We start from the raw sequence: 12,730 nt of genomic DNA, 5'->3' as shown, positions 1-12,730 counted from the left end.
TTTAAGAGGGGGAAAGTAAATGAAAGCAGTATTATTCGTAGGTCACGGAAGCCGCTTGGCTTCAGGAAATGAAGAGGTCCTCAAGTTTATTGAAAATATGATTCCGTCAATGGATGATGCCTACTTGGTTGAAACGTGCTTTTTGGAATTTGCAAAACCAAATATATCCAAAGGCATTGAAAATTGTGTAAACCGGGGCGCTACGGAAGTTATCGTCATACCGATCATTTTGTTGCATGCAGGACATTCAAAATTACATATCCCAGCTGAAATAGAGGATGGGAAAACCAAGTATCCAGAAGTGAAATTCACATATGGTCAAACCATTGGGGTCCACCATGATGTTTTGACAATCCTGACAGACCGTCTTGCGGAAGCTGGATTCGATACAGCCTCTGAACACCCCGAGACAGCAATATTGCTGATTGGCCGAGGTGGTAGTGATGCTGATGCAAATAGTGATATCTATAAAATTTCACGATTATTGTGGGAGAAGCTAAACGTGAAGTGGATCGAAAGTGCATTCATGGGTGTAACGGACCCACACGTTGATGAAGGCATTGAACGATGCATCCGGTTAGGAGCAAAAAAAATAGTGATGCTGCCATACTTTCTCTTCACGGGTGTGTTAATGGAAAGAATGGAGAATATGCTTAAAGGCTACCAAGAGAAATATCTTGACCAAGAATTTATTTTGGCGAAGTATTTTGGGTATCATCCAACCTTACAAAACATCCTCCAAGAACGTGTAACGGAAGCCAGTGAAGGCAGATCAAGCGGGGCGCGTGATATGGAAAATTATCGTCTATATGTTGAGGAACATGGACATGCGCATCATCACCATCACCATGATGAGGAACATGGCCATCACCATCATGACCAAGATCACGACCACGATCATGACCACGATCATGATCATGACCACGACCATGATCATGATGAACAAGCGGTGGGGACGTCAAAATGATTTTGTTCTTGGCGGGCACAAGTGATGCAAGGGAATTAGCGATTGAAATGCAGCAGGAGGGATTCCGGGTTTTGGCAACTGTTGTAACCGATTCGGCGGCGAAGAGTTTGCAAGATGCTGGGATAACCTCACGTATTGGCCGATTAACTTCAGAGGAAATGACCTCTTTAATCACCGAAAAAGGCTTTCAGGCTGTAGTTGATGCAAGTCACCCATTTGCGGAAGAAGCATCGAAAAATGCCCTTAACGGAGCAAAGGCAGCAAATGTTCCTTATATTCGTTATGAGCGTGAAAGTCAACGGTTTCAGAATGACAAACTGATAGTGGTTCGTGATTATGAGGAAGCTGCTAAGCTTGCCGCCGTAAAACGGGGAGTCATCATGCTCACGACAGGAAGTAAAACCCTGGCTGTCTTCGCAAAAGAATTGGTGGGGCTCGAGAATACTAGGGTGATAGCGAGAATGCTGCCACGAATGGACAATATGGAAAAATGCGCGGAGCTAGGCATTGAACAAAAAAATATCGTTGCGATTCAAGGTCCATTTTCCAAAGAATTAAATAAAGCTCTATATAACCAGTATGGCGTCACATTGATGATAACGAAAGAAAGCGGCAAGGTCGGAGCGGTTGATGAGAAATTGGAAGCCGCGTTGGAATGTGGAATCGAGACAATCATGATTTCCCGTCCAAATGTTGACTATCAAAATGTCCATTCCAGTTTTGATCATGTCATTGCCGAATTGAATAATCAGTTAAACGAAAAATAGGAGGAATGCACGATGGATTTTAAAACAGATTTTAAACCACTGACAGTAGACCCGGACAAAATATATGATTATAGCTTTTCAATCATTGCAGAAGAGATGGGGGAGCATGATTTTTCCGAAGATGAATGGAAGATCGTCCGCCGGGTCATTCATGCTTCAGCCGACTTTGAATTGGGAAGAAGTGTCATCATCCATCCCAAAGCCATTCAAGCTGGTGTGGATGCTATTCGCAAAGGCAGGCATGTCATTGCGGATGTTCAAATGATCGAAAGCGGTACAGGCAAAACCCGTTTTCAAAAACATGGCGGGGATGTGCATTGCTATATATCAGATCCAGATGTAATGGTCGAAGCCAAACGTTTGAATACGACAAGAGCGATCATTTCGATGCAAAAAGCGGTAAAGGAAAACGAAGGCGGCATTTATGCCATTGGAAATGCGCCTACCGCATTACTAGAACTCATTCGCCTTATTAAAGAGGGGATTGCCAAACCGGACTTAATTATTGGAATGCCAGTTGGGTTTGTTTCTGCAGCTGAATCGAAAGAGGAACTGGCTAAGATCACAGAAGTGCCATTCATTACGAATATTGGCCGAAAAGGTGGAAGTACTGTCACTGTTGCAGCATTGAACGCAATTTCCCTTTTAGCTGATAGTTAAAAAAAATGGAAAAGAAAGTGAAAAAAGACCCCTCACAAATGCGTCATGGATATACGACGGGAGCATGTTCGACAGCCGTGACCAAAGCGGCATTGACCGCTTTGATCACGGGGGATGCACTAGAGGAGGCAACCATTTCCTTGCCAATCGGCCGAGATGCCACTTTCACGATTGAGAAATATGATATAACGGAAAATTCGGTGAGTGCTGAAACGATTAAAGATGCCGGGGATGATCCGGATGCGACTCATCTGGCCCACATCATCTCTACTGTCAGTTGGCTGGATGCTCCTGGGATTATCTTGGATGGGGGGACTGGTGTCGGTCGTGTGACCAAACCTGGACTTCCCGTTCCGGTAGGGGAGGCGGCCATTAATCCCGTACCTCGTAAAATGATCTTAACCACTGTGCAGCAAACATTGGAAGAATTTAAGATTGATAGAGGTGTGAAAGTCGTTATCTCCGTTCCGGCAGGTGAAGAAATTGCAAAAAAAACATTAAATGGCCGCTTGGGGATCGTGGGCGGAATTTCCATTTTAGGTACAAGGGGCACTGTCGTCCCTTTTTCCAGTTCCGCCTATATGGCAAGTATCGTCCAGGCTATCAGTGTCGCCAAAGCGAGTGGGTGTGAGCATCTTGTCCTAACCACTGGGGGGCGGAGTGAAAAGTATGCAATGGGCCTTCTTCCCGATTTACCTGAAGAAGCGTTTATTGAAATGGGTGACTTTGTAGGATTCTCGCTAAAGCAATGCAAAAGGCAGGGAATTAAAAAGGTATCATTGGTCGGCATGATGGGGAAATTTTCAAAAGTCGCCCAAGGTGTAATGATGGTCCATTCAAAAAGTGCTCCGGTCGATTTCGGATTTCTATCGGAAATTGCCCAAAGCGTCGGAGCTGAAGATGAACTTGTTCTTGAAATCAAGAATGCAAACACCGCTTCACAAGTCGGGGATATGATGTCAGAGATTAATAATTTTGAATTTTTTAATAAACTATGTGAATCATGCTGTCACTCTGCAATAAAGCAAGTGAAGGGTGGCATTGAAATGGAAACGGCGATTTATTCGTTGAAAGGACAATTATTGGGAAGGGCTGTTGGAATTGAGTCAATCGATGAGATTAATCGGGATAGGGGATAACGGTCAGGAAAGCTTACTGCCTCAATATGCCCAATGGATAGAAGAAAGTGAAGTGCTGGTCGGAGGCGAGCGGGTCTTATCCTTCTTTCCAAACTATTCTGGCAAAAAGATTATCATAAAGGGCGGTTTGAAAACAATTGTAGAACAACTGCAGGAGGAAACTCGCCCAACTGTTATTTTAGCATCCGGCGACCCATTATTTTACGGAATGGGAGGCTATCTTTCCAGCAAAATCAACATGGAAGTTTACCCATATTTCAGTTCCATTCAACTTGCTTTTGCAAAAATGGGGGAGAGCTGGCAAGATGCTTTTCTAGTTAGTGTACATGGTCGCAGTATGAAAGGGCTGGCACAAAGAATTGATGGGAAAGCAAAAGTTGCCTTGCTTACTGATGTTGAAAATAGTCCCAATCAATTGGCTAAATATCTTCTTTCGTATGGAATGACTGAATATCGGGCATTTGTGGCCGAAAATCTTCAAGGGGAAACGGAAACCTCAGGTTGGTATGAACTTGATGAAATGATGGAGCGGGAATTCTCCCCGTTGAACGTCGTCATTTTAAAACGGAAAACAGAAGGACCGAGTTGGTCATTAGGGATAGAAGATGAAGAATTTTCACAACGGAAGCCTGATAAAGGCCTCATTACCAAAAAGGAAATCCGGGTATTAAGCCTGCATGCATTGAAGCTAAAGAAAAGCAGTGTAGTTTGGGATGTTGGGACTTGTACGGGATCCATGGCAATAGAGGCAGCTAAGCTTGCACCTGAAGGCCAAATTTATGCAATTGAAAAAAACGAGCCTGATTTAGAAAATTGTTATCAAAATCAACGTAAATTTCGTACCGATATAACAGCGATTCATGGAAAAGCTCCGCAAGGCTTGGAAACCTTTCCAGATCCAGATGCGATTTTTATTGGCGGGACTGGCGGCGAAATGGTAGATCTAATCAATACTTGCTGCAAAAGGTTGAAAGAAGGTGGCAGAATCGTTCTTAACGCTGCAACAATAGAGAATCTTTACCGGGCTAATGAGGCATTTGGGGAAGCTGGATTTGACACGTCCATCATGCATGCGCAAATCTCCAGAAGTAAGCCGATATTGGGAATGAACCGATTTGTACCACTTAATCCGGTTTATATCATAACTGCAAAACGAAAGGAAGACACGAATGAGTAATCTTGGTACATTATATGGCCTTGGGGTAGGCCCGGGCGATCCAGAGCTTATTACAGTAAAGGCATTTCGCGTGATTCAGGAATCTCCGGTCATCGCGTATCCGAAAAAAAGAAAAGGAAGTAAAAGCTACGCCCATCGTATCGTTGAAGTATACATTCGTCCTGAAGAGAAAGATATGCTGGGCCTTGTATTTCCGATGACGAAAGATCAAGCGATTTTGGATCGGGAATGGAACGGAACGGTTGAAAAGGTTTGGCAAAAATTAAATGAAGGAAAAGATGTTGCTTTCGTTACGGAAGGTGATCCGCTTTTATATAGTACGTTCATACATATGATGAAATTGATGCAGGAGTTGCATCCAGAAGTCGAAATCAAGACAGTCCCAGGCATTTCTTCGTTTAATGGATCTGCGTCAAGGCTGGGCATCGCTTTGGCTGATGGGGATGATCATGTCGCGATCGTTCCTGCAAGAGATGATTATGAAGCGATGAAGAAGGCGATTGAAGATCATGATGCCGTGGTGTTCATCAAAGTGGCAAAAGTCATTGATTTAATGATTACTGTTTTAAAAGATTTAGATTTGCTTGAAAAGGCATCGGTCGTAACCAAAGTCACATCCGATGAAGAAGTGATTTGGAAAGTAAGTGAATTGGAAGGACTTGAACTGGAATATTTAACTTTGATGGTGGTGAGGAAATGAAGATATATATTGTAGGTGCCGGCCCGGGCGATCCGGATTTGATTACTGTAAAAGGATTGAACATTCTCCAAACGGCTGATGTGATTTTATATACGGATTCTTTAGTGAATGAAGAACTCATTGCTAAGGCAAAATCCGATGCCGAGGTCCTGAAAACGGCTGGCATGCATTTGGAAGAAATTGTTGGCATAATGGTTGATCGTGTTAAAGCAGGAAAGATGGTTGCCAGAATCCATACAGGTGATCCTGCCATGTACGGTGCAATCATGGAACAGATTGTCTTATTGAAGAAAGAGGATATTGGTTATGAGGTAATTCCTGGCGTAAGTTCGGTATTCGCTTCAGCAGCGGCTATTGGTGCCGAGCTGACGATACCCGATTTAACCCAGACACTTATTTTAACGAGAGCTGAAGGACGTACACCGGTTCCGGAATTTGAAAAATTACGGGATTTAGCGAGTCATCATTGTACGATTGCCCTTTTCTTGAGCGCGACCTTGACAAAAAAAATCGTCAAAGAACTCCAGGCAGCCGGTTGGAAAGATGATACGCCTGTTGCCGTCATTCAACGGGCAACATGGCCGGACCAAAAAATCGTCCGTACCACCTTATCGAATCTTGACGATGATATGCGCAAAAATGGAATCCGTAAGCATGCCATGATCTTGGCAGGTTGGGCATTGGACCCCAATATCCATGATAAAGATGAGTATCGTTCAAAACTATATGATGCGAGCTTTACCCATGGTTACCGAAAAGGGGTCAAGCCATGATCATTGAATTGAAAGAAGAGGAGCTTGCTCCCATTAAGACATCACATTCCTATGCAATCGTGGCAATTACTAAGCATGGTGTCCAGCTAGCCCGAAAATTACATACCGTTTTTTCGAATGCCGATCTTTATTACATGAGCAAGTTTGAAAAAGGGGACGAGGAACGCAAACAGATCCAGCTTTTTTCGGGAAGTGTCCGTATGCTTTTACCAGCTCTATTCAAGGAGTATAAAGGAATCATTTTAATTATTTCACTCGGAGCGGTCGTCAGGATGATTGCCCCCATTTTAAAGGATAAGAAAACGGATCCAGGTGTGGTTGTCATTGATGACAAGGGAGAAAATGTTATAAGCGTATTGTCAGGGCATCTTGGAGGTGCAAATGAACTGACTAAGGAAGTTGCAGCAGCCCTTGACGCAAATGCTATAATCACGACGGCTTCAGATGTACAAAAAACGATTCCTGTCGACTTATTCGGCCAGCGCTTTGGCTGGATTTGGGATTCTGCAGAAAAATTGACGCCAGTAAGTGCGTCCGTTGTGAATGAAGAGCATGTTGCTGTTGTACAGGAGTCAGGTGAACGGAACTGGTGGTCGTATGAAACGGCATTACCTGAGCAAATTATCGTTTACCCATCCATTGAAGAAGCGCTTCACGCAAAGCCACAAGCAGCTCTGGTCGTGACTCACCGCTTGCTTAGCGAGTCGGAAAAGAAGATCTTGGAAAATGGTATCGTTTATCGTCCAAAAGTCATTGTTCTCGGTATTGGTTGTAATAGGGGAACATCGGCTGCTGAAATTGAGCAGGTAATTGCAGAAACACTTACGGAATTATCGTTTTCCATAAAAAGTGTTAAATCGATCTGTACAATATCTTTAAAGAAAGACGAAATCGGCTTGATTGAAGTAGTGAAGAAATTTGGCTGGGAATTTGTGCATTATGAACCGGTGGAGCTTAATCAAGCTAAAATCGAAGCGCCATCCGACACAGTTTTTAAATACACAGGGGCATACGGTGTGAGTGAACCAGCTGTTAGAATTTATACAAAAGCGGAACAATTGGCCCTGGTTAAGAAAAAGTCGGGGAACGTTACCATATCAGTTGGGATCATTCCTTTTTAAGAAGGGGGGGAACATGAATGAACGATAGAAGATTGGTCATTGCGGGTACCGGAAGCGGTGTCGGAAAAACGACATTGACAATCGGGATCATGGCAGCTCTACAGAAGCAAGGCTATACCGTTCAAGGATTCAAATGTGGTCCTGACTATATTGATCCAACCTATCATACCGCAGTTACAGGACGGACTTCACGTAATCTTGACAGTTGGATGTTTGAACACGATACCGTAAACGAAATACTTAACAAAGCAAGTATCGGAGCTGATATTTCAATCATTGAAGGAGTCATGGGCTTTTTCGATGGCAAAAGTCCGTTATCGAATACAGGATCGACGGCTGAAATCAGCATGATCACCCAAAGCCCTGTGTTGTTGATTGTCAACTGTGCCAGCATGGCGCGGAGTGCAGCCGCCATTGTTAAAGGGTTTCAGGACTTTTCAACCGGTCCGAACATCATTGGGGTCATTGCCAATCAAGTGGGCAGTGAGGGGCATTACAACATAGTTAAAGCGGCCATCGAACAAGAATGCGATATTCCGGTGCTGGGATATATGAAGCGGGAATTGGATATTGATATTCCTAGCCGTCATTTGGGCTTAATTCCTGCTATTGAGCGTGGGGAACTTAACCCGTTTTTCGATAAACTTGCACAATTAGTCATGGAAACCATCGATGTCGATCAGTTGTACCGTTTGTCTAAGACAAGCGCCGTTTCAAGTGGAAACTCAAATATATTTCAGCCCCAAAATAAAAAAGGCGTGTGCATTGCCGTCGCAAAAGATGCGGCCTTTAATTTTTATTATCAAGAAAACCTTGAGTTGCTCGAAGCGAAAGGGGCGAACATCAAGTATTTTTCTCCATTAATAGGGGATGAAGTTCCATTAGAAGCTGATGGTTTATACCTTGGAGGCGGTTTTCCTGAGGAATTCGCAGCCGAACTTTCCGGTAACGTGAGTGCTATTAGATCCATCAGAAGCTCCATTGATAAGGGGATACCTACTTTGGCGGAATGTGGCGGTTTCATGTTTTTGAGTCAATCGATTGAAACCACTTCCGGAGAAACGCATCAGATGGCAGGGGTGATTCCAGGCAGGATTAAAATGCAGAAAAAGCTTGCAGCACTTGGATATCGTGAAATTACCGGAACTCCAAGCAATTTTTTAATCAAGGATCATGAGCAGGCAAAAGGTCATGAATTTCATTATTCGACATTTGAAGCAAATGCTGAACTTCCACATGCGTATGAGGCTAAAGGTAGATTTGGCTCGAAACAAGAGGGTTGTGTATTGGGTAACCTTGTTGCTGGGTATACTCACTTTCATTTTGCTTCCAATCCAACACTTGTAGAGAATTGGATGGATGCTTGCTTAAAACAAAAAAACAGATCTAGCAAGGAAAAGGTATTTTTTGAAGATTAAGAGGAGGCACGAGCATGAAACCGGGAAAAGTACATCTGGTCGGTGCGGGTCCCGGAGATCCGAAACTGATTACGGTATATGGACTGGAATGTATCCAAAAGGCGGATGTCATTGCATATGACAGACTAGTCAATCCAGAACTATTAACCTATGCAAAAGAAAACGCAGAACTAGTGTATTGCGGGAAATCACCAGGGAGACATCATCTCATACAAAATGAAATTCATGAACTTTTAGTAGAAAAAGCCTTGCAGGGAAAAAATGTAACTCGTCTAAAGGGCGGAGATCCATTTGTCTTTGGGCGGGGTGGGGAGGAAGCCGAGATACTTGCTGCCAATGGGATTGAATATGATATCGTCCCAGGAATCACAGCGGGAATCGCGGCTCCGGCTTATGCGGGCATCCCGGTTACCCATCGTGATCATGCGTCTAGTTATGCGATTGTGACAGGACATGGACGTGATTACAAGGGGCAAGATAACCTGAATTGGCAGGCATTGGCTCAAGGTATCGATACCATCGCCTTTTATATGGGAATAGGGAATATGCCGTTTATCTGTGAGAAATTGATGGAGCATGGCAGGGACGGTAATACGCCAGTGGCCGTCATTGAATGGGGTACGACAGAAAAACAAAGGACGATTACCGGTACGTTGAATTCGATTCCTTTGCTAGCCTTGAAAGAAGAATTTCAAAATCCGTCAATCTTCCTAGTTGGCGATGTCGTCCAATTAAGAGAAAAAATCCAGTGGTTTGATAGAGTGATTGAATCAGAGTCCATTATTGAAGGGAATGAGTCGGAATGTCCATCATTCAAGAATTGAAGGAACGCAGAGCAATAAGGAATTACGAAGATAAAGACGTGGAAGATGAAAAAATAAGGATGCTATTGGAAGCAGCTACATATGCCCCTAACGATCGACTGCGTGAACCGTGGAGTTTTTATGTCATCAAGGGAGAAGCGAAGCTCCGTTACGAAAGGTTGGCTGAAAGTTATTTACATGAACGATTCCCGACCAAACCAAAATTGATTGACAGTTCACTGGAAGTTGTAAAGACGACCCCGCTAATCATCGTTGTGACTTCTGATTTGCTGCCTGACGATCCGGATTCATCCGAAGACAATGTATTTGCCTCTTGCTGTGCCGTTCATTCGATGTGGCTTGCCGCGAAAGAACTTGGTCTTGGATTCGTTTGGCGTACTAGGGGAGTCGGTCTTGTCAGGGATGAACGACTGCACGGGTTTATCGGTTCACCGGAAAACAAAAAAGTGATCGGCACCATTTTTGTCGGATATCCAAAAGATGATCAACCAGTTCCTGCTACTAAAAGGACTTCATACATAGAAAAAACAGTTTGGCTATGAAGGTGGATTAGATAATGGCACGCAGAGGATTAATGCTTATTTATACGGGAAATGGGAAAGGGAAAACGACTGCTTCATTAGGGGTGACTTTACGGGCAATCGGAAGGGGAATGAATGTTAAATTCCTTCAATTCATAAAATCACCAGAACGTACATATGGAGAAGCGTTGGCTTTAAATAAATTAGGCGTTAACATGGAACAGCTTGGGATTGGTTTTACATGGACCAAGACACCGGAAGAGCATCGCCACGCATTATCGTTAGCATGGGAAAAAGCTAAACAGGCACTTAGTGATCCTGACATCGATTTACTCGTCCTGGATGAGTTGAACAATGCATTAGCCATCTCCAAATTCCAGATTGAAGATGTCTTGCCACTGAATGACATTATCGAAGCGATTCGTAATCGTCCCTCTCATATGCATGTAGTCATTACCGGAAGGGATGCCAAGCCAGAGCTGATGGAAATGGCGGATTTGGTTTCATCCATTGAGGCGACCAAGCATTATTATGACGAGGGTATCGGCGCTGTCAAAGGATTAGAGTTTTAGGGGGTGGTCGAAATGAAGGCACGATCCATTATGATTCAGGGGACGTCATCAGATGTAGGGAAAAGTTTGATTTGTACGGCCTTTTGCCGGGCTTTTTCCAATAAAGGATTACGTGTCGTCCCATTCAAATCACAAAACATGGCTTTGAATTCTTATGTAACCTTGGATGGAGGTGAAATCGGGCGGGCTCAAGGAGTGCAAGCAGAGGCAGCACGAATCACGGCAACCACTGATATGAATCCAATACTACTGAAACCGAAGCAGGATATGGTTTCGGAAGTCATTGTGCACGGAAAACATTTTCTTGATATGAATGCAAAAAGCTATCGAAATCAATTTGTCCAGGAAGCCATGCCCATCATTCGTAAATCAGTTGAGAAACTTCAAGATGAATATGATATCATCGTGCTCGAAGGAGCAGGAAGTCCTGCTGAAATTAACCTTAAGGACCGCGATATTGCAAATATGCGAATGGCAAAGCTTGCGGATGCTGCTGTCATTTTAGTTGCAGATATTGACCGTGGTGGAGTATTTGCATCCATCATTGGGACACTTGCCTTATTGGATCAAGATGAGCGCGATTGTGTAAAGGGAATCATCATCAATAAATTTCGTGGCATGCGTGAATTATTGGACGACGGCATTGAATGGGTCGAAAAGGAAACCGGTATTCCGGTTCTCGGAGTGCTTCCTTATTTAGAAGTGAATATAGAAGCGGAAGATTCATTGGCACTCTCTTCCTTACGCTTTAAAAAACCTAAAACAGCTGAGTTTCCGATCGATGTAGCTGTCTTGAGATTTCCGCGGATCTCCAATTTCACCGATGTCGATCCTTTTTTTGATGAACCCGGAGTGGGTGTCCGGCTTGTAGGAAGTATCCATGAGTTAGGTAATCCTGATCTTCTTATTTTGCCGGGTACAAAAAACACGATGGAAGATTTAGAGTGGATCATGCACATGGGATTGGATGGTCCCATTAAAAAACTACGTGAACAAGGAACAATTATTTTTGGTATATGCGGCGGTTTTCAAATGCTTGGAACTAAACTTTTCGATCCTGACGCAGTCGAAGGCAATGGAGACAACGCAGTAGGACTTTCGCTTCTACCGGTGGAAACCGTATTTCAAGTAGATAAGAAAACGGTACAAATGGAAGGTTTCCTTTCTGTTGGGGTAATGGAAGATGAAATGAATTTGAGCGGTTTCGAAATTCATTTAGGCAGAACGACTTTGGAATCAGAAGTAAGGCCTTTTCTTTTATTGAAGGATGGAAGAGAGGATGGAGCCATATCCACTGACAACAAGGTCATGGGCACATATCTTCATGGAATTTTCCATAATCGCTTGTTTACTAGATTACTAGTCAACCAAATTCGAAAGAACAAGGGGTTGGAGGAAGTGAAGGAAAACGTTCAAAGCGACTCAGAGCGAAGGGAAGAAGCGTATAATCTATTAGCTTCCCATTTGGAAGAAAACATTGATATGGAGACCATCTATCAATGGCTGCAGCTGGAAACCACGGAAAGTTGAAAAATGTACACGGCAAAATCATTTTATCCTGTTGATCAAAGCCTTTTACCCACTGAAAACACATTAGGAAAAGGTTAAACTTCCTTTTATTTAGCCATATTAAGTGACAGACGTATATAAGATATGTTATGTTGTCTTCTCTACATATTTTAAAGAATATAAAAGGATGAGGTGTTCATATGAATAAAACAGAATTAGTGAGCAGTGTAGCAGCACAAGCTGAACTAACAAAAGAAGACGCAAAAAAAGTAGTGGATGCATTGTTTGAAACAATCACGACTACACTTGCTAAAGAAGAAAAGATCCAACTAGTTGGTTTTGGTACATTTGAAGTGCGCGACCGTGCAGCTCGTACAGGAAGAAACCCACAAACAGGTGAAGAAATACAAATTGCAGCCAGCAAAGTACCAGCTTTTAAAGCAGGTAAAGAATTAAAAGAAGCTGTAAAATAAAATATGAATGAAGAAAACCCCGGCGATCAAATATCGCCGGGGTTTTTTGTTGTGACATTTTCGTAAGAGGACTCCCGCTTCCCTTAGTCTTTACTTATCGATGATTAGA

The 12,730-nt window shown here is 43.2% G+C and carries 14 protein-coding genes; all 14 read left to right on the top strand.

What is annotated here, in order from left to right; translation table 11 throughout:
- Positions 1-19 precede the first annotated feature (19 nt).
- The 14 genes from ACQKMH_RS11110 to ACQKMH_RS11045 all read left to right on the top strand — a co-directional run bounded on the left by ACQKMH_RS11110 (position 20) and on the right by ACQKMH_RS11045 (position 12,621).
- Positions 20-967, top strand: a complete 948-nt coding sequence (locus ACQKMH_RS11110) for a sirohydrochlorin chelatase (protein ID WP_427587433.1) — start codon at positions 20-22, stop codon at positions 965-967.
- Positions 964-1,734, top strand: coding sequence for a precorrin-6A reductase (gene cobK / locus ACQKMH_RS11105; protein ID WP_427587432.1), 771 nt, complete (start codon positions 964-966; stop codon positions 1,732-1,734). The genes ACQKMH_RS11110 and cobK overlap by 4 nt, the downstream gene beginning before the upstream one ends.
- 12 nt (positions 1,735-1,746) lie before the next feature.
- A complete protein-coding gene (locus ACQKMH_RS11100; protein ID WP_427587431.1) occupies positions 1,747-2,394 on the top strand; it encodes a precorrin-8X methylmutase in 648 nt (215 codons plus the stop codon).
- A gap of 5 nt (positions 2,395-2,399) precedes the next feature.
- Positions 2,400-3,533, top strand: coding sequence for a cobalt-precorrin-5B (C(1))-methyltransferase (locus ACQKMH_RS11095; protein WP_427587430.1), 1,134 nt, complete (start codon positions 2,400-2,402; stop codon positions 3,531-3,533).
- Positions 3,496-4,710, top strand: a complete 1,215-nt coding sequence (cbiE, locus tag ACQKMH_RS11090; RefSeq protein WP_427587429.1) for a precorrin-6y C5,15-methyltransferase (decarboxylating) subunit CbiE — start codon at positions 3,496-3,498, stop codon at positions 4,708-4,710. The genes ACQKMH_RS11095 and cbiE overlap by 38 nt, the downstream gene beginning before the upstream one ends.
- On the top strand, positions 4,703-5,410 hold the full coding sequence (cobI, locus tag ACQKMH_RS11085) for a precorrin-2 C(20)-methyltransferase (RefSeq protein ID WP_098371853.1): 708 nt from the start codon (positions 4,703-4,705) through the stop codon (positions 5,408-5,410). Before cbiE ends, cobI begins: the two co-directional genes overlap by 8 nt.
- Positions 5,407-6,183: a precorrin-4 C(11)-methyltransferase gene (gene cobM, locus ACQKMH_RS11080; RefSeq protein ID WP_427587428.1), complete on the top strand. Its 777-nt coding sequence runs from the start codon at positions 5,407-5,409 to the stop codon at positions 6,181-6,183. Before cobI ends, cobM begins: the two co-directional genes overlap by 4 nt.
- Positions 6,180-7,304 (top strand): cobalt-precorrin 5A hydrolase, encoded by a 1,125-nt coding sequence (locus ACQKMH_RS11075; protein ID WP_427587427.1) that lies wholly within the window; start codon positions 6,180-6,182, stop codon positions 7,302-7,304. The genes cobM and ACQKMH_RS11075 overlap by 4 nt, the downstream gene beginning before the upstream one ends.
- 17 nt (positions 7,305-7,321) lie before the next feature.
- Positions 7,322-8,722 carry a cobyrinate a,c-diamide synthase gene (locus ACQKMH_RS11070; protein WP_427587426.1) on the top strand — a complete coding sequence of 467 codons (1,401 nt, stop codon included), beginning with the start codon at positions 7,322-7,324 and terminating at the stop codon, positions 8,720-8,722.
- A 14-nt stretch (positions 8,723-8,736) separates the two neighbouring features.
- On the top strand, positions 8,737-9,546 hold the full coding sequence (gene cobA / locus ACQKMH_RS11065) for a uroporphyrinogen-III C-methyltransferase (RefSeq protein ID WP_427587425.1): 810 nt from the start codon (positions 8,737-8,739) through the stop codon (positions 9,544-9,546).
- A complete protein-coding gene (locus ACQKMH_RS11060) occupies positions 9,525-10,088 on the top strand; it encodes a nitroreductase family protein (protein ID WP_427587424.1) in 564 nt (187 codons plus the stop codon). Before cobA ends, ACQKMH_RS11060 begins: the two co-directional genes overlap by 22 nt.
- Before the next feature lie 14 nt (positions 10,089-10,102).
- Positions 10,103-10,639, top strand: coding sequence for a cob(I)yrinic acid a,c-diamide adenosyltransferase (locus ACQKMH_RS11055; protein WP_427587423.1), 537 nt, complete (start codon positions 10,103-10,105; stop codon positions 10,637-10,639).
- Positions 10,640-10,651: 12 nt separating this feature from the next.
- The gene (locus ACQKMH_RS11050; protein WP_427587422.1) at positions 10,652-12,169 is read left to right on the top strand and encodes a cobyric acid synthase; all 1,518 of its coding nucleotides are present in this window, start codon (positions 10,652-10,654) and stop codon (positions 12,167-12,169) included.
- 179 nt (positions 12,170-12,348) lie between these two features.
- Positions 12,349-12,621, top strand: coding sequence for an HU family DNA-binding protein (locus tag ACQKMH_RS11045; protein ID WP_230156393.1), 273 nt, complete (start codon positions 12,349-12,351; stop codon positions 12,619-12,621).
- The last annotated feature ends 109 nt before the right edge of the window (positions 12,622-12,730 follow it).

Source organism: Peribacillus sp. NPDC097895 (assembly GCF_050277555.1).
Lineage (GTDB): Bacteria > Bacillota > Bacilli > Bacillales > DSM-1321 > Peribacillus.
The sequence above is the reverse complement of the archived record's forward strand: the minus strand, read 5'-3'. Positions and strand labels throughout refer to the sequence as shown.